Origin of the sequence: Bacteroides hominis (genome assembly GCF_033042785.2) — a bacterium.
GTDB lineage: Bacteria > Bacteroidota > Bacteroidia > Bacteroidales > Bacteroidaceae > Bacteroides > Bacteroides hominis.
Genome location: NZ_CP178829.1, coordinates 3715026 through 3740663, shown reverse-complemented (window position 1 = coordinate 3740663; position 25638 = coordinate 3715026). Strand labels below are relative to the sequence as shown.

Sequence of the window (25638 nt, the reverse complement as noted above, 5' to 3'; positions counted from 1 at the left end):
CCGTCCGTATTATTATTTGGCATTGTTTTTGTGTTTTTATCGAACAGATGTTTTATTCTTAATGAAGAATCGATTAACTTTGCGAACGTTTTATGCTCGCTGATATGACATAAACTAATTTATACGAAATGAAGAAAGAAAGATATTTAAGAGAGATGGATGACCAGAATGATAACGCATTTTCATTGATTGCCGATTTTGACGGAAATGAAGATCAAGTGTTTGATATTAAGGTTGGTGAAACTCTTCCGGTTCTCCCCCTCCGTAATATGGTATTGTTTCCCGGAGTATTTATGCCTGTTTCTGTAGGTAGAAAATCATCTTTGAGATTGGTGAGGGAAGCTGATAAGAAAAAATCCTATATTGCAGTAGTTTGCCAGAAAATGGCAGAAACAGACGAACCGGCATTCGAAGATTTGCATCCAATCGGAACGATAGGTAAGATTGTACGTGTGCTTGAAATGCCTGACCAGACGACAACAGTCATTATCCAAGGGATGAAACGCCTGGAGTTGAAGAACATTACAGAAACACATCCATACCTGAAAGGAGAAGTGAACATTATCGACGAAGAGATACCTTCGAAAGACGATAAGGAGTTCCAGGCATTGGTAGAAACCTGCAAAGACCTAACAATACGATATATTAAGTCATCGGACTCTTTACATCAGGAATCGGCGTTTGCCATCAAGAACCTGACGAATCACATGTTCTTGGTAGATTTTATCTGCACGAACCTTCCATTAAAGAAGGACGAGAAAATAGAATTGTTACGCATCGATTCTTTGCGCGAACGTACCTATCGGTTACTTGAAATTTTGAACCGCGAGGTACAACTGGCCGAAATTAAAGCATCTATCCAGATGCGTGCTCGTGAAGATATTGACCAGCAACAGCGTGAATATTTCCTGCAACAGCAGATAAAAACCATTCAGGATGAATTGGGTGGCGGAGGCCAGGAACAGGAAATAGAGGAAATGCGTCAGAAAGCGGAACACATGAAGTGGAGTTCCGAGGTGCATGAGACTTTTCTGAAAGAATTGGCTAAACTGGAACGTACTCATCCTCAATCACCTGATTACAGTGTGCAGTTAAATTATCTGCAGACGATGCTTAATCTTCCGTGGGGAGTATATACCACTGACAATCTGAATCTGAAGAATGCGGAAAAGACTCTTAATAAAGATCATTACGGTCTGGAAAAGGTGAAAGAGCGTATTCTGGAACATTTGGCGGTACTGAAGTTGAAAGGTGACATGAAGTCTCCTATTATCTGTTTATATGGTCCTCCGGGAGTCGGTAAGACGTCATTGGGTAAATCCATTGCCGCTGCATTGAAACGGAAATATATCCGTATGTCATTGGGAGGTGTGCACGATGAAGCGGAAATCCGCGGACATCGTAAAACTTATATCGGTGCAATGCCGGGACGTATCATCAAAAACTTGATAAAAGCCGGATCTTCTAATCCGGTGTTTATTTTGGACGAGATTGATAAAGTAAGTGCCGATCGTCAGGGAGATCCTTCTTCTGCTTTGCTTGAAGTGCTTGATCCGGAGCAGAATACGGCTTTCCATGATAATTTTCTGGATGTGGATTATGACTTGTCTAAAGTGATGTTTATCGCTACGGCAAACAATTTAAATACTATCCCGGGACCATTGCTCGACCGTATGGAGTTAATCGAAGTCAGTGGTTATATCACTGAGGAAAAAGTGGAGATCGCACGGAAGCATTTAGTGCCGAAAGAATTGGAAGCAAACGGTATGAAGAAAACCGATATCAAGATTCCAAAAGACACCTTGGAGGCTATTATCGAATCATATACACGTGAAAGCGGTGTGCGCGAACTGGAAAAGAAGATCGGTAAGATCCTTCGTAAGTCCGCCCGTCAATATGCTACGGATGGTTTCTTTTCCAAAACCGAAATTAAACCGGCTGATTTGTACGACTTCCTGGGGGCTCCGGAATATACACGTGATAAATATCAGGGCAACGATTATGCCGGTGTGGTAACAGGTTTGGCATGGACAGCTGTAGGAGGTGAGATCTTGTTTGTCGAAACCAGCTTGAGCCGTGGTAAAGGCGGTCGTCTTACTTTAACCGGAAATTTGGGTGAAGTAATGAAAGAGTCTGCAATGTTGGCACTTGAATATATCAAAGCACACGCTTCACTTCTGAACCTGAATGAAGAAATCTTTGATAACTGGAATATTCATGTCCATGTTCCCGAAGGAGCTATTCCCAAAGACGGTCCTTCGGCAGGTATCACAATGGCTACTTCATTGGCTTCTGCTTTGACACAGCGTAAAGTAAAGGCTAACCTGGCTATGACCGGCGAGATTACCTTACGTGGTAAGGTGCTTCCGGTGGGTGGTATTAAAGAGAAGATTCTGGCTGCTAAACGTGCCGGTATCAAAGAGATCATCATGAGTGCCGAAAATAAAAAGAATATTGACGAAATACAGGATATATATCTGAAAGGACTGACTTTCCATTATGTGAATGATGTAAAAGAAGTTTTTGCTATTGCGTTGACCCAGGAGAAGGTTGCCGATGCCATTGATTTATCCGTAAAGAAAGCCAGCCAGGAATGACATTCGAACTACAATATACAGACGCAAAAAGTAATGCCCGTGCCGGTCTGATCACGACAGCCCACGGGCAAATACAAACCCCTATATTTATGCCGGTAGGTACAATCGGCAGTGTGAAAGGAGTACATCAGACTGAATTGAAAGAGGATATTCAAGCTCAGATTATTCTGGGAAATACGTATCACCTTTATTTGCGTCCGGGACTGGAGGTGCTCGAGAAGGCCGGTGGGTTGCATAAGTTCAATGGATTTGATCGTCCGATGCTGACCGATAGCGGTGGTTTTCAGGTGTTTTCTTTATCCGGAATTCGTAAATTGCGTGAAGAAGGAGCTGAATTCCGTTCACATATCGATGGAAGTAAGCATATCTTCACTCCCGAAAAAGTAATGGACATCGAACGTATTATCGGTGCCGACATTATGATGGCATTTGATGAGTGTCCGCCGGGAGATTCGGATTATGAATATGCCAAAAAGTCATTGGGATTGACGCATCGCTGGCTTGACCGTTGTATTCAACGGTTCAACGAGACGGAACCTAAATATGGCTACAATCAGTCTTTGTTTCCAATTGTGCAAGGATGCGTATATCCTGATTTACGTAAACAATCCGCAGAGTATATAGCTTCTAAAGGTGCAGATGGCAATGCCATAGGCGGACTCGCTGTAGGCGAGCCTGTAGACAAGATGTACGAGATGATAGAGTTAGTGAATGAAATACTTCCGAAGGACAAACCTCGTTATCTGATGGGTGTGGGCACGCCGGTTAATATTCTTGAGGGCATTGAACGTGGAGTTGACATGTTCGACTGTGTAATGCCTACCCGTAACGGGCGAAATGGAATGTTGTTTACGAAAGATGGTATCATGAATATGCGTAATAAAAAATGGGAAGCAGACTTCTCTCCTATTGAGGCTGATGGTGCTTCGTATGTGGACACGTTGTACAGTAAAGCATATCTGCGCCATTTGTTTCATGCTCAGGAACTGTTGGCCATGCAGATAGCATCTATCCATAATCTGGCGTTTTATTTGTGGTTGGTGGGAGAAGCACGCAAGCACATTATTGCAGGGGACTTTTCAACCTGGAAACCTATGATGGTGAAAAGAGTGTCAACAAGACTATAAACTTATGAGAAGCAATCGGTTTATTAAACGCCTGGACTTGTATATCATCAAGAAATTCTTGGGGACATACGTGTTTGCTATTGCATTGATTATTTCTATTGCAGTAGTATTCGACTTTAACGAGAAAATGGATAAGTTTATGGAGCGAAGTGCACCGTGGTCGGCTATCATCTTCGATTACTATATGAACTTCATTCCTTATTTCGCAAATCTGTTCAGTCCGTTGTTCGTATTTATTGCTGTCATATTCTTTACTTCAAAGTTGGCCGAGAACTCTGAGATTATCGCGATGTTCTCTACCGGTATGAGTTTTAAACGCATGCTACGTCCTTATATGATATCGGCCGGTATCATCGCGATCTCTACCTTTATATTAGGATCGTATGTTATCCCGAGGGGAAGTGTGACGCGTTTGGATTTTGAAGATAAATACGTAAAGAAAAAAAAGACTACTTATGTACATAACATACAGTTGGAGATCGACACAGGCGTGATTGCTTATATTGATAATTATCAGGATTATAACAAAACGGGAAACCGCTTTTCGCTGGATAAGTTTGTAGATAAGAAGCTGGTGTCTCATTTGACCGCCCGCAGTATAACTTATGACACTACAGCTGTTAATAAATGGACGATCAAGGATTATATGATTCGTAATCTGGACGGATTGAAGGAGACAATTATCCGTGGGGATAAACTGGACTCCATCATACCGATGGAACCTGCCGATTTTATGATCATGCGTAATCAACAGGAAATGCTGACCAGTCCGCAATTAAGCGCTTATATTGATAAACAACGCCAAAGAGGCATCGCTAATATCAAAGAGTTCGAGATCGAGTATCATAAGCGGATCGCCATGTCATTTGCATCGTTTATCCTGACTGTAATCGGAGTATCTCTTTCTTCAAGAAAAACAAAAGGGGGAATGGGGTTACATTTGGGAATCGGGCTTGGTTTGAGTTTCTCATACATCCTGTTCCAGACCGTAGCATCCACTTTCGCAGTGAATGGAAATATGCCTCCGGTGATCGCAATGTGGATTCCTAACTTACTATATGCACTGATTGCATTTTACTTATATAGAAAGGCTCCCAAATAATGGAGTGCATCTGAATATGAAAGGTCTAAAAATAAGAATTTCCGCCTGCTCCTGTGAAATCACAAGTGCGGGCGGAATTTTTTGTTGTATTCATTTCCTCTTTTGTCTCGTTCCCAAGACCGAAGTCCTGTAGGGAACCCCCACTCTCTTCTTACGCCTTAAAATCAACCTTTGATTTTGTTTGCATAAGCAGAAAGTTCTGCAGCAGAGATGTTTTTGGCTATAATCACACCATTTCCATCCAATAAATAGTTAGTGAAACCCCGGTTCAAACGGTATTTCTTAAACAAGCCGGAGCTTTCGCCTTTAGTTTCCACGAAACAGGTGGGCGTAACTATTTGGTCCTTACGAATGGTTTCTTTAAATACCGACTGGTACTCGTCAAACGAAACGGAAACCATTTCCACATCTTGAGAAGTTGATCGAAGCGCATTGCTTAAACTTGCGTTTTGCATCCGGGACTGCGCATCATAACTTGCCCAGAAACTAAGCAGCACATATTTACCTTTCAAATCGGTTAAATCAAGATTGTGCTGTACATCTGACGTAGTTTCGATTCTGAAATCAGGGGCTACGTCACCCACGTTCAAACCTCCGGTGGGTTTGTCTTTTTCTACGAAAGAAGTCAAGGAACTAATTAGTAATACAACAAAAATCCATTTTACATGCCTCATGTAATTCGGTTTTAGTTAATACTATCCGGGACTGTCCTCTAAACAGTGGTTTCTCCCCGAAACATCGTCTTTTTAGGCACAACAGAGAGGAATCTGTTGACTGTCAAGGCCTTTAATTCAGAAACCGGGTGCAAAGGTAAGTAAATATTATTTCAACTTCCAAATAAACAAGTAAATTTCTCACTTTTTAGGTGCAGTTTTTTATGTTATTTAGCATAAATACTGGGAATTTTCTCCTACTTTTGCAGGATACTTAATGAACAATCCGCTATGCAACCATCAAAAACAGAACTAATTCTGATCCGTATCACCGGTGAAGATCGTCCGGGACTCACAGCTTCCGTAACAGAAATATTGGCAAAATACGATGCTACTATTTTGGATATTGGTCAGGCAGACATTCATAATACTCTTTCGTTGGGTATTCTTTGTATGACTGAGGAGCAACTTTCGGGATTTATGATGAAAGAGTTACTTTTCAAAGCATCTTCTTTGGGAGTGACTATTCGTTTCTATCCAATTTCTGCGGAAGAATACGAAAGCTGGGTAAATCTGCAGGGTAAGAACCGTTATATTCTTACTTTGTTGGGACGTAAGCTCACTGCTCGTCAGATTGCAGCGGTAACCCGTATCTTAGCTGAACAGGACATGAATATTGATGCCATCAAACGTCTGACCGGACGTATTCCATTGGACGAAAGGAAAATGCACACTCGTGCTTGCATTGAGTTTTCAGTTCGTGGTACCCCCCGGGATAAAGAAGCTATGCAGGGACAATTGATGAAGTTGGCCAGTGAACTTGAAATGGACTTCTCTTTCCAGCTCGACAATATGTATCGTCGTATGCGTCGTCTAATCTGTTTTGATATGGATTCTACCTTAATAGAAACCGAAGTGATTGACGAGTTGGCTATGCGTGCAGGTGTAGGGGCCGAAGTAAAAGCAATCACCGAACGTGCCATGCGCGGGGAGATTGACTTTACGGAAAGCTTTCGCGAACGGGTTGCATTGTTGAAGGGGCTGGACGAGTCTGTTATGCAAGAGATTGCCGAGAGTTTACCAATTACCGAAGGAGTCGATCGTCTGATGTATGTACTGAAGAAATATGGTTATAAAATTGCTATTCTTTCGGGAGGCTTTACCTATTTCGGACAATACTTGCAGAAAAAATATGGTGTTGATTATGTATATGCTAATGAACTTGAAATAGTCGATGGCAAACTGACAGGCCGTTATCTGGGAGATGTAGTGGATGGAAAGCGCAAGGCGGAATTGCTCCGGCTGATTGCTCAGGTAGAAAAAGTGGATATTGCTCAAACCATTGCTGTGGGTGACGGAGCCAATGATTTGCCAATGTTGGGGATTGCAGGTCTTGGCATAGCCTTTCATGCAAAGCCTAAAGTAGTAGCCAATGCCAAGCAGTCTATTAATACAATTGGGCTTGATGGGGTACTCTATTTTCTGGGCTTTAAAGACTCATATCTGAATATGTAAGAGTGGGAATAATAAAAGAACCCGAAAAATTTGTACTACGTAGTGAATTTTCTATCTTTGCGAGCAAATAAAAAGAAACGATGAAGTTTTCCGAATTACAATTAAATGACAATGTACTTGAAGCACTCGACGCTATGCGTTTTGAGGAATGTACTCCCATACAAGAACAAGCGATTCCTGTAATACTTGAAGGTAGAGATTTAATAGCAGTAGCGCAAACGGGAACCGGAAAGACGGCTGCCTTTTTGTTGCCTATATTGAATAGATTGTCCGAAGGCGGACACCCGGAGGATGCTATTAACTGTGTGATCATGTCCCCTACTCGTGAACTGGCTCAGCAAATAGACCAGCAAATGGAAGGATTTTCTTATTTTATGCCTGTTTCAAGTGTAGCTGTCTATGGTGGAAATGACGGGATACTTTTCGAACAACAGAAGAAAGGCTTGATGCTCGGGGCTGATGTGGTTATAGCTACACCGGGACGCTTGATTGCACATCTGAGTTTGGGTTACGTTGATTTATCCCAAGTTTCTTATTTTATTCTGGATGAAGCGGATCGCATGCTTGATATGGGCTTTTATGAAGATATAATGCAGATTGTAAAATACTTGCCTAAGGAACGTCAGACCATTATGTTTTCTGCTACCATGCCCTCCAAGATACAGCAATTGGCCAATACTATTCTTAATAATCCGGCGGAGGTCAAACTGGCAGTATCAAAACCGGCTGAAAAAATCGTTCAGGCTGCCTATGTTTGTTACGAGAATCAGAAATTAGGCATTGTACGAAGTCTCTTTGCGGAGGAAGTTCCTGAAAGAGTGATCATCTTTGCATCTTCCAAATTAAAGGTAAAGGAGGTTGCAAAAGCCTTGAAAATGATGAAATTGAATGTCGGAGAGATGCATTCGGATCTTGAGCAGGCACAACGTGAGTTTATTATGCATGAGTTCAAATCGGGACGTATTAATATTCTGGTTGCTACGGACATCGTATCCAGAGGTATTGATATTGATGATATCCGTTTAGTCATCAATTTCGACGTACCGCATGACAGTGAGGATTATGTACACCGCATTGGACGTACTGCGCGTGCAAATAATGATGGAGTCGCTCTTACGTTTGTTAATGAAAAAGAACAGACAAACTTTAAAAATATCGAGAACTTTCTTGAGAAGGAAATTTATAAGATTCCTGTACCTTCAGAATTAGGAGAAGCACCTCAATATAACCCTCGTTCGAATAATAGTGGCGGAAGAGGAGGAAGAAACTTTCGGAATGGAGGTAGAAGAAACAGTAATGGGGGACGCTCTGCATCACCCAGATCGGGCAGAAAATAAGCGTACGCTTTCTGCCCCCTACCCTTTTTTTCTAAAATATGTCTCTTTGATATCTTTTACAATCAGATGCTTATTTGTATTTAGCAGCTGCTATATTCAATTGTCCATTAAAGCTAATGGTCAAATTCACAAGATTGCATACCGGACTTTCCGGAATGCAAACTAAGGCTTGGTAATGATAACCTGTGCGATCAATTCCTGTAAAATTCATATCGGACAAAATGGCTTGTTGCAAAAAGTCCGCAGGAATCACATCAACAAACATTTGTTTGGTGATATCTTTGGCATATAGACTCTTTTTGCCTTCATACACACATATATGCATCACGTTATCATAGTAAATGTTGTCCATACTGATACCATCGTCTGAATATGTTGTTTTCACTACTTTCATTTGTGACGGATTAATGTATACGTAGGCTCTGTAACGGACACCATCGTATATTACTACACTATCTTTTTTAGTAACTTCCGTATAAGTTGGGATAACTTCTGCAGATTTGCGAGAGAAGACCAATGTATCATTCGGATCTTCTGATTTATGCAACTTGACAATGTTGTCAGCCAGAGAATGAAACCAAAAAGAGTATTCACTCTGTTTGTCAATCTGGTATCGGGTTATATCTTTGCCATATGTATAAAGAGTATCTTTTAAAACCTTGAAGTAAACCGGAGTGCTCTGAGTGTCGGCATAATATATAGTATCTCCGATTATGCGCATCAGGGGAGTTTCTGTTTCATCATCAAGCCAAATGCCTTGGAGGATTTCTTTAGCTTTGGGGTCTTCATTGTCTTCAGAGGGCTGTTGTCCTTTGCCATTATTGCATGCTACGAATAAGACCATCAGTAACAATGTTGCAATGTACTTTATCATCTGTTTAATTTTGTGCAAAATTACTCATTTATATCGATAAAGATATAAAAAGGAGCTGAAAAGTAAGTCGGGGATTACAAAAAAACTCCTGACTTTTCAGCTCCGTTATTACTTTTTTGAGGATATGGATATTGGATATTATTTACCGATGCAGTGGTAAATAAAGCCTTGTTCCTCCATTTCTTTTTTATCATAAATGTTACGACCGTCCATGACTACCTGTTGTGACATTGTCTTTCTCACAACAGCCCATGAAGGCAGACGGAATTCTTTCCATTCGGTAACCAGCATCAGCGCATCGGCATCCAAAACGGCATCGTACATGTCGCGTGCATAATATATGGAGTCGCCGATCCGCCTTTTACACTCATCTGCTGCTGCCGGATCATAAGCACGTACGTGACATCCTGCTTTAAGCAACTTATCAATTAATACCAGCGCAGGTGCTTCACGCATGTCATCTGTTTCGGGTTTGAATGCCAGTCCCCATAATGCAATGGTTTTGCCTTTCAGGTTTCCATTGAACTGTTTTACTAACTTATCGAATAACAGGCTTTTTTGAGCTTCATTCACATCCTCTACAGCCCGTAATACCCGCATTTGATATCCATTCTGTTCAGCCGTTTTAATCAAAGCCTTTACATCTTTTGGAAAACATGATCCGCCATAACCGATGCCCGGATAGAGGAATTTACGTCCGATACGGGTATCTGAACCGATACCACTGCGTACCATATTGACATCGGCCCCTACCAATTCACACAAGTTCGCAATGTCGTTCATGAAACTGATCCGGGTAGCTAACATTGAGTTGGCAGCATATTTAGTCATCTCAGCAGAAGGAATGTCCATGAATATCACACGAAAGTTATTTAGCATAAACGGTTTGTAAAGCTTGGTCATTAGTTTCTCTGCACGTTCCGACTCGACGCCAATGACAACACGGTCAGGACTCATAAAATCATTAACAGCATTACCTTCTTTCAGGAATTCAGGATTCGAAGCCACATCAAATTCTATTTTGGCTCCCCGTTTGTCCAGTTCTTCCTGAATGGCAGTACGAACTTTACAGGCTGTACCTACGGGTACGGTACTCTTGGTAACTACCAGTTTATATTTTTTCATGTTCTGTCCGATAGTGCGTGCTACTGCAAGTACGTAACTCAAGTCGGCACTTCCGTCTTCATCGGGAGGGGTTCCAACAGCGGAAAACACCACTTCTACATCATCCAGGCAGCTTTCCAATGAAGTTGTAAACTTCAGTCTTCCAGCTCTGGTATTACGGATAACCATTTCTTCCAACCCATTTTCATAAATGGGAATAATACCTTTTTTAAGTGCTTCTATTTTTTCGTTGTTCGTGTCAACACAAGTGACATCCACACCTATTTCTGCAAAACAGGTTCCTGTGACCAAACCTACGTATCCGGTTCCGACAATTGCAATTTTCATATTCTTTTGATTATTGAGGGTTTCTATTCAAAATACTCTGCTGCTCGGAAATTTCCTGCCTGCCGGTCTTTTTCCGACATGACGAGTTGTGAATCGGCAATAGGCCAGTCGATGCCTAATGCCGGATCATTGTATATTATGGAGGCTTCCGCCTGAGGAGCATATATATTATCTACTTTATAAGTAAAAACGGCCTCTTCGCTTTTCACCAGAAATCCATGAGCAAAACCACGAGGAATAAAAAGCTGGCGCTTATTGTCATCACTTAGCAATACGCTGATATGTTTTCCGAACGTGGGAGACGATTTTCTTAAATCAACAGCTACATCCAAAACTTCGCCTTTAATGACGCGTACCAGTTTAGCTTGGCAATAGTCTCCTTTCTGATAATGGAGTCCGCGCAACGTGCCGAATGAAGATTTGGATTCATTATCCTGTATAAAATTTATCTGCCCGATAGTAGCATCAAACTCTTGCTGCTTAAATGCTTCCATGAAATATCCGCGCGGATCAGAAAAAATCTTCGGTTCAATGATCCACACACCATCTATTTCTGTTTGTATATAATTCATTCGTTTCTAATGATATTATTAAGTAGCGCAAAAGTAGGCATTTTTTCTAATATGACAGGTATAGATAGATAAGAAAGGAAGGTTGAGTTTAGCATTTGTTAATAATAAAATGTGCAGTTTTATGGCATATCTTGAATTAATCTGTTAATTTTGCACACATGATTGAATTGGCACAGCATATTGAAGTATTATTATTGGAGAATGATTGTGTAATTATTCCCGGATTTGGTGGATTTATCGCTCACTACGCTCCTGCTATGAGAGTGGCTGAAGAAAATATATTTCTCCCTCCTACCCGTGTTATCGGTTTCAATCCCCAATTGAGGTTGAATGACGGAGTATTAGTGCAATCATATATGGCTGTGTATGATACCAATTTCTCGGATGCCACAAAAATGGTGGAAAGAGAAGTGGCAGAGCTTATTGCCGTTCTCCATGAAGAAGGAAAAACTGATTTACCTAATATTGGAGAAATCCGTTATACTATTCATAACACTTACGAGTTTATTCCATACGACAATAAAATTACTACTCCTTATCTTTACGGACTCGATTCGTTTGAGATAAAAGAGTTAACGTCTTTACGACGTCCGGAAAGAGAGAAAATTCTTCCGCTCATTCCTAAAGAAAAGAAAAATCGTGAAATCAGCGTAAACTGGGCATTTTTAAGAAATGCAGTAGCAATGATTGCTGCGGTTACATTGTTTTTTCTAATGTCTACTCCTGTCCAAAATACATATGTAGAAAAGGGTAATTATGCTCGATTGCTTCCTACTGATTTGTTTGAGAAGATAGAAAAACAATCGGTAGCAATGACTCCGGTTATGCTGAAAGCAAACGTTGCTACTCCACAAGCTAAACCGGTAACTACAAAGAAGAAAACGACGACTGTCTATAAAGCGTCTGTAACAAAACCGGTTGCAGTAAAAGAAGTAAAAGTTGCCCATCCGGAAAAGCCAATGAAAACAGCTGATGCAAAGGTTACAGAAGCTTCTTTTCCATATCATATAATCATAGCCAGTGTAGCTAATACCAAGGATGCTGAGTTAATGGCTGCCGAATTGAAAACTAAAGGTTATGCAGGTGCCAGTGTATTGACAGGTGACGGCAAAATTCGTGTTAGCATAATGTCATGTGCCAATCGTGAAGACGCTAACCGTCAATTGTTGAAATTAAGAGAGAACGAGGCTTATAAGAATGCCTGGATGCTGGCTAAATAAATATTTTTATAATGAAAAGAATTCTTTGCCCTAAGTGTGAAAATTACCTTTCTTTTGATGAAACCAAATATAGCGAAGGCCAATCATTGGTTTTTGTATGTGAACATTGTGGTAAACAGTTTAGTATCCGACTGGGAAAGAGCAAAATAAAAGCTTCCCGTAAGGAAGAGAAGTTGGACGAGGAGGTATATAAAGAAGGATATGGCTGTATCGTCGTGATTGAGAACGTATTTGGTTTCAAACAAGTCCTACCCCTGCAGGAAGGTGATAACATCATTGGGCGTCGATGTATCGGTACAAATATCAATACTCCGATTGAAACCGGCGATATGAGTATGGACAGACGTCACTGCATTATCAATGTAAAACGTAACAAGCAGGGGGAATTAGTTTATACTTTACGTGATGCCCCGAGTCTGACAGGTACTTTTCTTATGAACGAAATTTTGGGTGATAAAGACCGTATTCGTATTGAAGACGGAGCTATCATTACTATTGGAGCTACTACTATTATTCTCCGTTCTGCAAGAAAAAGAGAGGAAATCTGAATTCTCAATAGAGTATGAACAGTGATATACTTTTCATGCTAATGATCTGAAAAACAATATTTTTAGGAAGTTAATATCGTAAAGGCAGGAAGTTAACTTCTTGCAAACAAGATATTAACTTTCTATCCTTTATGAAGTTAATATCTTACCCCTCCCTTTAAAAAAGTGTTTTTCCCATATTATTTTAAAGTTTAAATTCATAAATATCTGGTTTGTCTTTGCATCTCTAAGTAATTTTTTTAATTTTGTGTTCGATAACGATAAATAAAATCGAAATATAAATAGAATATATTGTATTTATAATCAACAATATACCTTGGCTTTAATACAAATAACTATTCTGTACAATAAAAACACAAAGAAATGAAAAAATTTATGGGTAAGAACTTCCTGCTGCAAACAGAAACGGCTCAGGAATTATATCACGAACATGCATCTAAGATGCCGATTATTGATTATCACTGTCATTTAGTTCCCCAGATGGTAGCGGACGATTACCAGTTTAAATCTATAACCGAAATCTGGCTCGGTGGTGATCATTATAAATGGCGTGCCATGCGCTCAAATGGTGTGGAGGAGCGTTTTTGTACAGGAAAAGACACATCAGATTGGGAAAAATTTGAGAAATGGGCGGAAACAGTTCCATATACCTTACGTAATCCTTTATATCACTGGACTCATCTGGAATTGAAAACAGCATTTGGTATTGATAAAATATTGAACCCCAAAACAGCACGTGAAATTTATGATGAATGTAACGATAAACTGGCTTCTCCAGAATATTCTGCCCGTGGAATGATGCGTCGCTATCATGTGGAAGTCGTTTGTACGACCGATGATCCTATCGATTCATTGGAGTATCACATTAAAACACGTGAAAGTGGATTTGAAATAAAGATGTTACCCACTTGGCGGCCGGATAAAGTGATGGCTGTAGAAATACCATCAGACTTTCGTGCTTATGTTGAAAAACTATCGGAAATAAGTGAGGTCGATATCTCTGATTTTGACGATATGATAACAGCCTTGCGTAAACGCCACGATTACTTTGCCGATCAGGGATGTAAGCTGTCTGATCATGGAATCGAAGAATTTTATGCTGAAGAGTATACGGATAGCGAGATTAAAGCTATTTTCAATAAAATTTATGGTGGATCTGAACTAACAAAAGAGGAGGTTCTGAAATTTAAATCGGCTATGTTGATTATACTGGGTGAAATGGATTGGGAGAAGGGATGGACACAACAATTTCACTATGGTGCAATTCGCAATAACAACAGTCGGATGTTTAAATTGCTGGGACCTGATACTGGGTTTGATTCCATTGGTGAGTTTATGACCGCTAAAGCAATGAGTAAATTTCTGGACCGTCTGAATTCAAAAGGTAGACTGGCCAAAACAATTCTATATAATCTGAATCCTTGTGCAAATGAAATGATTGCTACTATGATAGGTAATTTTCAGGATGGCAGTATCCCCGGAAAAATTCAGTTTGGATCGGGGTGGTGGTTTCTTGATCAGAAGGATGGAATGGAAAAACAATTGAACGCCCTTTCTTTACTTGGATTGTTGAGTCGCTTTGTAGGAATGCTGACGGATTCTCGTTCTTTCCTCTCCTACCCTCGTCATGAGTACTTCCGCCGTACATTGTGTAATCTATTGGGGCGTGATGTGGAAAGCGGTGAAATACCGGCATCTGAGATGGACCGTGTCTGTCAGATGGTTAAAGATATCAGCTATTTTAATGCTAAAAACTTTTTTCAGTTTTAATTACCTGTTTATTTAACTGTTATAATAAATTAAGTCGGAAACTGGTTCTCCAAGCCTTTTTCCGGCTTTTATTTCATGAGTGGCTGGTCGGATTGGCAAAAAATCTTATCTTTGCGTTCGATTATCAATTAAAAAAAGAAAAACATAAATGAACAATTCCCCTCAGCCTGCTGCTAAAGGGTTCACAAGAGCCTTTTATGTCAGCAACACAGTCGAACTGTTTGAACGCATGGCTTACTATGCCGTGTTTATCGTTCTCACTATTTATCTATCTACAATTTTAGGTTTTAATGATTTTGAAGCAAGTATGATTTCCGGCCTTTTTTCCGGTGGATTATACTTGCTTCCTATTTTTACCGGAGCATATGCCGATAAAATCGGTTTTCGCAAATCAATGCTTGTTGCTTTTTCATTATTGACAGCCGGATACTTGGGCCTGGGAGTATTACCCACGTTACTTGAAAGCGGCGGATTAGTGACTTATGGAGAAAGCACTCATTTCGATGGACTGACGGATAGTGCCTCCCGTTGGTTGATAGTCCCGGTTCTATTTATAATTATGATAGGCGGCGCATTTATTAAATCGGTTATTTCAGCTTCTGTTGCCAAGGAAACAACTGAAGCGACTCGGGCACGCGGATATTCTATTTTTTATATGATGGTTAATATCGGTGCCTTTACCGGTAAAACGGTTATCGATCCTCTACGGAATGTTATTGGTGACCAAGCTTATATCTATATTAACTATTTCTCAGGAGTCATGACTCTCATCGCTTTGTTGGCTGTTTTCTTTTTGTATAAATCGACTCATACCGTAGGAGAAGGAAAGAGTATGCGTGAGATCGGACAAGGTTTCTTGCGTATTGTCACTAATTGGCGTTTGCTGATCTTAATCCTTATTATTACGGGATTCTGGATGGTACAACATCAGCTTTATGCTACAATGCCTAAGTATGTTATTCGCATGGCTGGTGAAACTGCAAAACCGGGGTGGATTGCCAATGTAAATCCTTTTGTCGTTGTTTGTTGTGTGAGCTTTGTGACTCGCTGGATGGCCAGACGAAGTGCTATCACTTCGATGAATATTGGTATGTTTCTGATTCCGATATCAGCGCTGTTGATGGCATGTGGTAATCTCTTGGGCAATGAAGTTATCTCGGGAATGAGTAATATTACGTTGATGATGATTGCCGGCATCGTGGTACAAGGCTTGGCAGAATGCTTTATTTCTCCGCGTTATCTGGAATATTTCTCTTTACAAGCTCCTAAAGGTGAAGAAGGCATGTACTTAGGTTTTAGCCATCTTCACTCTTTTTTGTCTTCTATTTTTGGCTTTGGGCTCGCAGGGGTGCTGCTGACCAAGTATTGTCCGGATCCTGCCCTGTTTGAATCCAGAGAAGCTTGGGAAGCCGCCAGTGTAAATGCTCATTACATCTGGTATTACTTTGCAGCAATCGGTTTGATTGCAGCAATTGCATTGCTTATTTTTGCAAAAATCACCGATTTCATCGATAAAAAGAAGAAAGCTAACACCTGATTGTTTTCTTTTTTATGTATATTTGCCGTCACTTTGCCATAAAAGTTGACGGCAATTTGCATTTAAAAGAAGAGAATAATAATGAAGATTAGATTTATAAGCCTGGCAAGTGGCAGTAGCGGAAACTGTTATTATCTGGGTACCGAAAAATACGGCATACTCATTGATGCAGGTATCGGAATTCGTACCATAAAAAAAACGTTGAGAGATATAAATGTGACGATGGATTCGATACGCGCAGTGTTTATAACGCATGATCATGCTGATCATATCAAAGCTGTGGGGCATTTAGGTGAGAAGTTGAATATTCCGGTATATACCACAGCACGTATACATGCGGGGATTAATAAAAGTTATTGTATGACAGAAAAATTGCATGCTTCTGTACGCTATCTGGAGAAAGAAGAGCCTATGCAATTGGAAGACTTCCGCATTGAATCTTTTGAAGTTCCACATGACGGAACAGACAATGTGGGTTATTGTATAGAAGTTGATGGTAAAGTCTTTTCTTTTCTAACAGATTTGGGAGAGATTACTCCGACTGCTGCCCGATATATCTGTAAAGCCCATTATTTGATTCTTGAAGCTAATTATGATGAAGAAATGCTTCGTATGGGACCTTATCCTACATATCTGAAAGAACGTATTTCAAGTAGTACAGGCCATATGAGTAATGTAGATACTGCCGACTTTCTTGCTGAGAATATCACGGAACATCTTCGTTATATCTGGCTTTGTCATCTGAGCAAAGATAATAATCATCCGGAACTGGCTTATAAAACGGTTGAATGGAAATTAAAGAATAAAGGCGTCATTGTTGGGAAGGATGTGCAACTGCTTGCTTTAAAGAGAAATACGCCATCAGAGCTCTATGAATTTGAGTAAGTGTGAGAAAAAAAGAATAAAAAAGATCCCTATTTGTTTTGCAATATGAAATAAAAGCCCTACTTTTGCAACCGCAAACGAGAAACAAGCACTCTTAGCTCAGCTGGTAGAGCAATTGACTCTTAATCAATGGGTCCAGGGTTCGAGTCCCTGAGGGTGTACAAAAGGAGATTATTTATAATCTCCTTTTTGTTTTTGTGACATTTTGAAATATTATCTTATCTTTGTCGCCGCAAAGAATAAAATTGATGAAAACAACTTATCTGTTTGACATACTTGTCGATTATTTGGAACTGGCTTAGCTACGGTTTCACCTTATTTTGATATGCCTTTTCTCGTAATGGTATATCTCATTCTTCTTTTCCTCCTGTATAAATGCAACAGAGGAATGATCTCATTCTTTATCTTATTTCAACTTTAATATGAATAATTGGAAGAAAAAGTTTATTATTATATGGACCGGGCAGCTATTCTCTATACTAAGTAGTTCTATTGCCCAGTTCTCTATTGTTTTGTGGATTAGTCTTAAAACTGGTTCTGCAGAAGTATTGTCATTTGCAACAATTGCTGCCCTATTGCCACAGGCGGTATTAGGTCCTTTTGCCGGTGTATTTGTCGATCGTTGGAATCGTAAGTGGACTATGATTGGAGCAGATAGCTTCGTCGCCCTTTGTTCCGGTATAATTGCATTGTTGTTTTATCTTGATACAGTTGAGCTATGGCATATATATTTTTTGCTTATGTTGCGCTCTGTTGGTGGTGCATTTCATACGCCTGCCATGAAATCGTCTGTGCCATTGCTGGCACCCGAGAAAGAGCTTATGCGCATTGCAGGTATCAATCAGGCGATTCAGTCAGTATGTAACATCGGTGGACCGGCTCTCGGGGCTATATTACTGCTTGCCTTCGACATGAGCCTTGTTATGCTTTTGGATGTATTTGGAGCCATAATAGCTTGTACAGCTTTACTTTTTGTGTATATTCCTAATCCTAAAAAAGAAAATGCTTCTGCTAAGAATGTGCTTTATGATATGCGAGATGGGTTTAATGTCATCATGCGCAACAAAGGAGTCAGTTGGGTTATGGTAACAGAAGTTCTTGTTACATTTTTTGTTATGCCTATGGTAGCTTTGATGCCATTGATGACCTTGAAGAATTTCTCGGGAACGGCATATCAGGTGAGTTTGATAGAGGCCCTTTTCGGTGCAGGCATGCTGGCCGGTGGTGCATTGCTGGGTGTTTGGAATCCTAAGATACGGAAAATTCTGCTGATTGCCACCTCTTACTTTTTACTCGGTCTGGCGTTGGCATTCTGTGGAGTGCTTCCGGCTGAAGGCTTTATCTATTTTGCCATACTAACAGTAGCACAGGGCATAGTTGTTCCGTTCTTTTCCGGACCTTTTACTTCATTGCTTCAAACTCAATTTGAACCGGCATATTTAGGACGGGTATTTTCACTTTTTGATAGCGTGAGCTTACTCCCCTCTATTATAGGGTTGTTTATTACGGGATTTGTTGCTGATAATCTGGGGATAGCCAATATTTTCATTTATTGCGGAATAGCAATTGTGCTTACCGCCGTTTTGATGATGTGTATTCCAGCCGTTAGGGATTTGGAAAGAAAAGGCAGGTAGAACGAATTTATTTATTATAAGTCATCCGTTTATGCTCACTGTTTATCTCTTGGGTTGTGAAGAGATAAACAGTGAGCATCTTATGAAATATAGTATAACCTGAATATATTAAAGACTATTGATTAGAAAATGAATTGGAATCTTCCCTGAACTACGCTGAAGTTTTGGTTGCTTATCTCTTTTATATTAGCTCCGGGTATCATATAGCTATAGTTTAATTTTACTCCGATGTATTTATTAATGTAATAATTAAGTCCAACGGAGATATCTTTTTGTTCTCCTCCCCAGATAGCAGCTTTTCCGTCATTAAGTGTTAGATAATTAAATCGGGAACAGAGCTCCAGGCTTTTTCCTTTCGGCCGGCCGGGACATGCGACTGATTCGTCATATAAATAAGTCTGACCGGCTAAAAGCCAAGAGCATTGAAGATAACCACCTTGTGCTACATAATTTTCAAATGCATCATCCCGCTTCACATGTGTGCGTATATATTCACTTTGCAGACAAAAACGGTGATAATAAACCAATAATTCGGTGCCAAACTTTATCTGATGTGTCGCATGGTCGACAGTGGCTGCAACAATGTTTCGGTTGTCAATCGTGCTCACTCCAGGAGATTTATAAGAAAATACGTTTTTGTCTTCTTCATTCAATGAACCGTCAGGAGTACGATAGATTGTTGCAAACCCTATATGGATAAGCTTCTCATTTTCAAATACCGGTCGATATACTATCCTGCCATCCAACGCATAGCCTTGTGAAACATTTTTCAGATTATTGACATCATTGTCGGTAAATGCCCCTCCCGACAAATAGTAACGTTTACTTCTATAGCTATATGCGACTCCCATTCGCCGACTGTTTGTCAAGGCAAGAACGACTCCGGGAGATTGATTAAAGCGAAGGTCGAAAGTACTACACAGCATTTCTAAGCTGAAGGGTTCATAAAATTGTCCAACCTGTATAGTGTGCTTTTTTTGTGTATACATTGCGTAAGCATCCTTGATTGCTGCTTTATTGCCCGTATAGCCTATTTCAACTTTCATATTCCAGTTTTGATAAGCAACTTTTGCGCCTATGCGAAGATCACCAAATTCCACTCCATTACCAAAATGGTTATCATTTTTAAGATATACGCCTCCATCCAGAAGCATTCGTCCTGTCACTTTACATTGTAGTTTGTCCGAGTTGGGCTGTGCCGAAGATAATAAAGCGTAAGATATGCCCAACAAGTAGGAAAAAGTGTGTTTTAGATATAAGTTCATTTGTTATTAGATTTTTAGCCTTGCTATTTATTTCGGATACAAAAATACATTAAAAGAAATATAGATGAAATGAATATTTATAATTTATTGATATATTGATTTTTTTTCATTAGAAGATTGTAATATAAATCTAATTAAATAGATACAGATAATTTTATAAATTATATATTATAAGAGGTATTATACATTTATCTGTTGAATTATAATAGTTTACGTAAATCGTACTATATAAAATGCTTTAATGTGCGATTAAAAAAACTTTTTTAAAACTTAATCTTTGACCGGAATATGTTTTTTCTTTACTAAATCTTAATTCGACGCTTCTTGGTCTAATATAGATTATTGTAAATGAGACAATTTATCATGTATGATTATTTATGAATGAATACTTAAAAAGATACAAGTGTTTCATTAGACAGAATAAAAGACATTCTTTAGACGAAAAAATTCCTTCAAACATTTGCAGTTTAAAAATAAAGGTTTACCTTTGCACCCGAAATCAAGAACGCTTGATAACATGCACTCTTAGCTCAGCTGGTAGAGCAATTGACTCTTAATCAATGGGTCCAGGGTTCGAGTCCCTGAGGGTGTACAAATGGTATTGAAAACCAGTAAGTTATAAGAATTACCCCTCTATTTACCCCTCTAATAGGGGTTGATGAGAGGATTTCTTGTTTAAGAGTAAGCCAAACCCTTACCGCTATGGATATGGTTTGGATACCTTGAAAACGCTTGCAAGCTTCAATGAGAGAGGATTCACGCCTTATTAGTGAGGGTTTATTTTCTCTTTCTTAGATTCTTCAGAAGTAGCCATGCTACGTAAAGCGTATGCGTGTATGGCAGATGTTCAGTAAACTTTCACGGATTCTGTGAAGGAGATTTTCGATTAATTTCAAACCTCCATTTTATGGAAAAAATTATTGAAAACGGATTGAATAAATCTGTTCTGAACATGGTGTCGTATGATACCGTAATTATGGTGCTGTATCAGCAGCAAAGCGATGTTTCTTTTCAAAGAAGTGTTCCGCAACATTTAGACACAGGAAGTCTGAAAACGCTTCCTTATGGTTCTGATGATATGAAAATTTGTGGAACAGTTGAAAACCTCCGCATCACTGTCTATCCTGAAAAGATTGTTATCATGGGTAGTCTATGCAAGTATTTGAAAGGAAACAACGTTCAAGGTCTTAGCATGGAGGAAACACGTCAAGCGATTGATTTTCTTTCGCAAAAGTTGTGTTTACCTTTAAGGTTGGCTCGTGTGATGCGGATTGACGTTGCCTACAATGCTATCGTATCTCAAAACCCTAAGGAGTATCTTAATCGACTTGGGAGTTTGAGTAGGCATGATAGGCTGGAAGAACCTGATTCTCTTTATTACAGACAGTCTAAAACTCTCTTGCATGTATATGACAAGCTTAAAGAGATGAAGCGTAAAAGAGAATTTTTCGATTGTGGTTTCAATGGAAATATACTGCGTATCGAATTAAGGTTTTCCTATGGGAAGCAGGACTGGAAACGACGCTTTGGAACTGAAACCGTTTTAGTTGATATGTTGCTGAATGAGACTTTCTTTACCAATCTTGTAAAGATGCTCTATGGACGGTACAAGAAAATAGAGAAGGTCAATGATGTGCAGTTAGACCTGCGAGTTGTAAAAGGCAAAAAGGACGCCCGTGTTTTTTTGGTTGCATACATCTTGAAGGTGCAAGGATGTGTTCCCTTGGAGAAGATGATAAGCGAACAACAGAAGACTGGACGGATTAGTTCTAGACAGGTTGACTATCTACGGTCTGTGATTAGTGAGGCTAACAGTGTCGACCAATCCTTCATTCAGAAAAGCGGTCATATTGAAGAACTGGATGCAGCATTTGAACTGATGAGGAAAATGTACGGTTTTTAAAGAACTTCTATAGTAAGCGAAAGTTTCCTTTATTTCAGAGGACTTCAATTACTTAGTTCTCTATCTGTTTGGAAGGGTGATATGATGTGAATTTTCATGTCATATCATCCTTTCTTTTCTTTATTTACATACATCTTCAATCCTGTCTAATTTGTTCAAGTAACAGCCTGATTGCATAACAGAACTTCATATCAGTATTAGGATTAAAAGAAAGGACATCACAACGGATGCCCTCTCTTTCCTCCCAATCGAGTTCATCAATCAATGAACCACTTATATCGTTCATCACCATGTAATGCGCTGCTTATTCCTACCGCTATTTCAGTAGCGTTCAGACTTCTGTCTAAGAAGCTGTCGATATAGCTTGACTTGTTAGCTCCAGTCAGAAGGTTGTAGAACCGCCACATATCCAGTTCGCTACCGAAGCTACCGAAATTCTCGTCACTAATGTATGCTCTTGCTACGGAGTTTATCTGCGTATCGGTCAGCAGCATTCTTGGTAGTCGTTTTTGATAGCCTTGTGGCAAGCACTGATACAGCCGCATTCTTCCCAACAAGGTAGCAAAGTGGTGTTCGGTCATCACTGTATTACCAAGAGACTGCATCAGATGCAGATGCTTTGCAGGGTTGTACTGGTTAAACAATTCCAATAAAGCACGGTACAAGTCTTTTGTACTGCTGACCTCTATTTGAGAACGGTAGCCGTCAGTGAACACGCACATATTGCAGCACACTTGATTCACAAAGCCGATAGCTACGCTGAACCGTTCCAATGTCTTTCTACTGTACAGGTTTTCACGATTGTACGCACGCACCCCTACAATGGAGAGATTCAGTTTGTTGCCACCTACTGTCTCGAATATTGTAGGAACATCAATGGCGAATGCACACCGTTCATAATAAATGGTCTTGTCGCTTTCTAAGAGTTGATTTGCGGGCTTGTGTATCGCTTCGGGTATTCTTCCTTTCACCACATGAGAAACCCGAATAGCTGGCGTCTCTATGCGTTCTCCATTGAAGAAGGAAGTGGCTGCATCATAGGCGGTTTCAATGAATGCAGGGTGTGAAATTGTGAGTTCGTTGTCCTTCGCAAAGACGGGAATGATACATTCCGATTTAAGAGATTTCAGGTCGATTTCCGAGGTGTTCGCTTCGATAAAGTGATTTGTCTTCTTGACGGTTTTCGGCTCGTCTAAGAGGATTTCTGCATCGTCTGCGTAGCTGTTTAGCCCTAAGGTCTTTCTCGGTTCTTGCTGTGCCGTATTCGGCAAAATGGTTACTGCTTCCATGTTGATAAATATTAATGGTTATTGATTGGTTTACGGATAGAAAGTATGCTAAACGGTATCTCGTCCGTATATTGTTCCTATCTGAATATAGACAGGGTTATAAAGTGGACTTGGGAGTATATTGGAACGGATTGGGAGAATTAATTCATCAGGTATAGCGATGAAAAAGTAAAGTAGTGCTTTTTCATCGCTTCATTCTCTTAAAATCAGGTTAATAACCAATGCTTGAAGTATCGGGGCTTTTCAGCTATCGTTAGTCTTTTTCTATCTTGTGTTATTTCACAGAAAATAGCCTGATAAATAGTGTTGTGGTATTGAAGGAAAATGAATGATATATGCAGAAACCATAATGGAATTTTTGTTAAAAGCCTGTTAATTTGAATCGTCTTGCCAAGATTAATTTTAGGAAGGGTGAGGATTAAAATTTTAAAAGCGAATAGTGCGGGGGGATATTAAAGGATAGGCTTCTTATGCTTATAGGTATAAGAAAATCGCATTTCAAGATGGGCTGTCTGTTAATGAGGGGGGGGTAATATTTTACCCCTTATTCATTCAGGATAATTCGTAGAATGAATTTAAAATCTTACTCTAAAATAAAAAGTCGTAACAGAGCATTCCATTACGACTTTCTCACGGCTTCTTTTATTTTCTATTGCTTTACTAAAGTCATGATATATTCAGTATCGTCATCCCATTCCCCTGCGTAATCATGCCAAGTATATTTATAAGTAGCCTGATTTTTAGAAATAGCTATCGTACCTTCAATATAATCATCCTGATTCAGTATGATTTTCAGGTTGCTACCATTTAAGGTATAAGAACAATTAGATGAAGTTTCTTCTCCGTCATCCCAAACTAAACTACCATTACTTTTGAAAGTGAAAGAACCTGAACGCAAATCTTCATCAGAGCTTGAAGTATATTTCCAATAATCATAAAGACATATATAAAATGAAAACAAGTTCCAAATAAATATAGATAAATCATCTATATATCAATAATTTATATACGAGTTTTTATTTTCGGTTGTTTTCTACGTTTTCAGTTGCTTTGCTCTTTTTAGGTGCATTTTTGTTTCTTGTTTGTTTCTTGATTTCGTTTTTTTATTTGTACCTTTGTGATAGGAAATAACGAATAAAAGGACACAAATATGCCAAGGACCAGAAAGCCAATAAAAGTAAAGGAGCCGATTCGTCTTCGGACGAAGGAGTTGGCCAATGGCAGCAAGAGTTTGTATCTGGATATATACCGAAATGGTAAGCGGACATACGAGTATTTGAAAATGTATCTTATTCCGGAAACGGATCGTAATGCCCGCCAACAGAACGAAACGACAATGGCTGCCGCAAATGCAATCAAATCGAAGCGTATCATAGAGTTGACAAGTGGTGAAGCCGGTATCATGAATCACAAGGATAAGGTTTATCTGCTGGACTGGATGCAACTCTATAAAGAGGAACAGAAGAAACGTGGTAAGAAAAACATAGGCCAGATAAAATCTGTTACCGGTATCTTGAAAGAGTATGCAGGAGAAAGATTCACATTAAATCAGATTGACCTCACTTTTTGCCACGGCTATATCGACTATATGCTGACAAACTACCGTCCCAAAGGAAAACCCATCTCGGCTTCTACGCGTAATACCTATTACCAGATTTTCAACGGTGCGTTAAATGCCGCTGTCCGTGCGAAACGGATCTTAAAGAATCCATTCAACGAAATGGAAAAATCGGAGAAGCCCAAGATGCCGGAAAGTGTGCGTTCGTATATGACTATTGAAGAAGTGAGATCATTAATCGCTACACCAATGCAGAACGAAGGGGTAAAAAGTGCCTACCTGTTCTCCTGCTTCTGTGGACTACGTATCAGTGACATTATCGGATTGCAATGGAAAGATGTGTTTATTGACAACGGCCAATACCGCTTGGCAGTAGCCATGCAGAAGACGAAAGAACCGATTTACCTTCCGCTCTCCAATGAAGCGTTGAAGTGGATGCCGGAACGTGGGGACAAGACAGCAGACGACCATGTGTTCGATTTGCCTTCTGGTATCAACCAGCTTATCAAACCATGGGCCAAAGCCGCCGGAATTTCCAAGCGATTCACCTTTCACACCGCCCGCCACACGTTCGCCACAATGATGCTGACATTGGGGGCCGATTTGTACACTGTATCTAAATTGCTCGGTCATACATCTGTAAAGATGACCCAAGTGTATGCCAAAATCGTCAATAAGAAAAAAGACGATGCAGTAAATCTGACCAACGGTTTATTCGATTGACAATGCAATGAACATCAGATATGTAATCACTTATAAGGGTGTTGTTCCGACAGGATTCTCTTTCGGGAGCAACACTC

General features: G+C 39.8%; 20 protein-coding genes and 2 tRNA genes. 15 read left to right on the top strand and 7 right to left on the bottom strand.

The annotated features are described in order from the left end of the window. Window positions 1–128 precede the first annotated feature (128 nt). From lon to R3O62_RS15730, 3 genes are read left to right on the top strand one after another with little or no spacing between them, the layout of a single operon-like run. On the top strand, window positions 129–2597 hold the full coding sequence (gene lon / locus R3O62_RS15740) for an endopeptidase La (protein WP_032530004.1): 2469 nt from the start codon (window positions 129–131) through the stop codon (window positions 2595–2597). Further along, window positions 2594–3724 (top strand): tRNA guanosine(34) transglycosylase Tgt, encoded by a 1131-nt coding sequence (gene tgt, locus R3O62_RS15735; protein WP_005806101.1) that lies wholly within the window; start codon window positions 2594–2596, stop codon window positions 3722–3724. Before lon ends, tgt begins: the two co-directional genes overlap by 4 nt. A gap of 4 nt (window positions 3725–3728) precedes the next feature. Beyond that, entirely contained in the window at window positions 3729–4826 is a 1098-nt protein-coding gene (locus tag R3O62_RS15730; protein WP_005777794.1) for an LptF/LptG family permease, read from the top strand. Between the two features lie 164 nt (window positions 4827–4990). Here the strand turns inward: R3O62_RS15730 and R3O62_RS15725 are convergent, their stop codons facing one another. Continuing rightward, a complete protein-coding gene (locus tag R3O62_RS15725) occupies window positions 4991–5500 on the bottom strand; it encodes a thioredoxin family protein (protein ID WP_005777789.1) in 510 nt (169 codons plus the stop codon). Window positions 5501–5770: 270 nt separating this feature from the next. Here R3O62_RS15725 and serB point away from each other — a divergent pair, with 270 nt between their 5' ends. Next, window positions 5771–6994: a phosphoserine phosphatase SerB gene (gene serB, locus R3O62_RS15720; RefSeq protein WP_005777787.1), complete on the top strand. Its 1224-nt coding sequence runs from the start codon at window positions 5771–5773 to the stop codon at window positions 6992–6994. 80 nt (window positions 6995–7074) lie between these two features. Next, on the top strand, window positions 7075–8331 hold the full coding sequence (locus R3O62_RS15715; protein ID WP_032539288.1) for a DEAD/DEAH box helicase: 1257 nt from the start codon (window positions 7075–7077) through the stop codon (window positions 8329–8331). 70 nt (window positions 8332–8401) lie between these two features. On the opposite strand, the gene R3O62_RS15710 is transcribed toward R3O62_RS15715, so the two are convergent. From R3O62_RS15710 to rfbC, 3 genes are all read right to left on the bottom strand, one after another. Next, window positions 8402–9205 carry a DUF4738 domain-containing protein gene (locus R3O62_RS15710; RefSeq protein ID WP_005777779.1) on the bottom strand — a complete coding sequence of 268 codons (804 nt, stop codon included), beginning with the start codon at window positions 9203–9205 and terminating at the stop codon, window positions 8402–8404. A gap of 138 nt (window positions 9206–9343) precedes the next feature. After that, window positions 9344–10657 (bottom strand): UDP-glucose dehydrogenase family protein, encoded by a 1314-nt coding sequence (locus tag R3O62_RS15705; protein ID WP_022011012.1) that lies wholly within the window; start codon window positions 10655–10657, stop codon window positions 9344–9346. A 23-nt stretch (window positions 10658–10680) separates the two neighbouring features. Beyond that, window positions 10681–11229, bottom strand: coding sequence for a dTDP-4-dehydrorhamnose 3,5-epimerase (gene rfbC, locus R3O62_RS15700; RefSeq protein WP_022011013.1), 549 nt, complete (start codon window positions 11227–11229; stop codon window positions 10681–10683). 158 nt (window positions 11230–11387) lie between these two features. Here rfbC and R3O62_RS15695 point away from each other — a divergent pair, with 158 nt between their 5' ends. From R3O62_RS15695 to R3O62_RS15665, 7 genes are all read left to right on the top strand, one after another. Further along, entirely contained in the window at window positions 11388–12449 is a 1062-nt protein-coding gene (locus R3O62_RS15695; protein WP_032539289.1) for an SPOR domain-containing protein, read from the top strand. An 11-nt stretch (window positions 12450–12460) separates the two neighbouring features. Continuing rightward, on the top strand, window positions 12461–12997 hold the full coding sequence (locus R3O62_RS15690; protein ID WP_032539290.1) for an FHA domain-containing protein: 537 nt from the start codon (window positions 12461–12463) through the stop codon (window positions 12995–12997). Between the two features lie 363 nt (window positions 12998–13360). Then, complete coding sequence (uxaC, locus tag R3O62_RS15685; protein ID WP_032539291.1) at window positions 13361–14767, top strand: glucuronate isomerase; 1407 nt, start codon at window positions 13361–13363, stop codon at window positions 14765–14767. Between the two features lie 148 nt (window positions 14768–14915). Continuing rightward, window positions 14916–16304 carry an MFS transporter gene (locus tag R3O62_RS15680; protein WP_032539292.1) on the top strand — a complete coding sequence of 463 codons (1389 nt, stop codon included), beginning with the start codon at window positions 14916–14918 and terminating at the stop codon, window positions 16302–16304. An 81-nt stretch (window positions 16305–16385) separates the two neighbouring features. Continuing rightward, the gene (locus R3O62_RS15675; RefSeq protein WP_005777763.1) at window positions 16386–17189 is read left to right on the top strand and encodes an MBL fold metallo-hydrolase; all 804 of its coding nucleotides are present in this window, start codon (window positions 16386–16388) and stop codon (window positions 17187–17189) included. An 88-nt stretch (window positions 17190–17277) separates the two neighbouring features. Beyond that, a tRNA-Lys gene (locus R3O62_RS15670) sits at window positions 17278–17350 on the top strand. Window positions 17351–17611: 261 nt separating this feature from the next. Further along, a complete protein-coding gene (locus tag R3O62_RS15665) occupies window positions 17612–18823 on the top strand; it encodes an MFS transporter (protein ID WP_032530007.1) in 1212 nt (403 codons plus the stop codon). 122 nt (window positions 18824–18945) lie between these two features. Here the strand turns inward: R3O62_RS15665 and R3O62_RS15660 are convergent, their stop codons facing one another. After that, the gene (locus R3O62_RS15660) at window positions 18946–20088 is read right to left on the bottom strand and encodes an OprO/OprP family phosphate-selective porin (protein ID WP_165017173.1); all 1143 of its coding nucleotides are present in this window, start codon (window positions 20086–20088) and stop codon (window positions 18946–18948) included. A 519-nt stretch (window positions 20089–20607) separates the two neighbouring features. Between R3O62_RS15660 and R3O62_RS15655 the strand changes: the two genes are divergently transcribed. Together R3O62_RS15655 and R3O62_RS15650 are read left to right on the top strand one after the other, a co-directional pair. Continuing rightward, a tRNA-Lys gene (locus tag R3O62_RS15655) sits at window positions 20608–20680 on the top strand. A gap of 315 nt (window positions 20681–20995) precedes the next feature. Continuing rightward, window positions 20996–21991 (top strand): phage/plasmid replication domain-containing protein, encoded by a 996-nt coding sequence (locus R3O62_RS15650; protein WP_050550176.1) that lies wholly within the window; start codon window positions 20996–20998, stop codon window positions 21989–21991. Between the two features lie 257 nt (window positions 21992–22248). Here R3O62_RS15650 and R3O62_RS15645 read toward each other — a convergent pair whose 3' ends face one another. After that, on the bottom strand, window positions 22249–23280 hold the full coding sequence (locus R3O62_RS15645) for a DUF3871 family protein (protein WP_032539294.1): 1032 nt from the start codon (window positions 23278–23280) through the stop codon (window positions 22249–22251). A 649-nt stretch (window positions 23281–23929) separates the two neighbouring features. Beyond that, entirely contained in the window at window positions 23930–24241 is a 312-nt protein-coding gene (locus tag R3O62_RS15640) for a hypothetical protein (RefSeq protein WP_317472748.1), read from the bottom strand. Window positions 24242–24430: 189 nt separating this feature from the next. Between R3O62_RS15640 and R3O62_RS15635 the strand changes: the two genes are divergently transcribed. Beyond that, window positions 24431–25561 (top strand): site-specific integrase, encoded by a 1131-nt coding sequence (locus R3O62_RS15635; RefSeq protein WP_005777415.1) that lies wholly within the window; start codon window positions 24431–24433, stop codon window positions 25559–25561. Window positions 25562–25638: the final 77 nt, after the last annotated feature.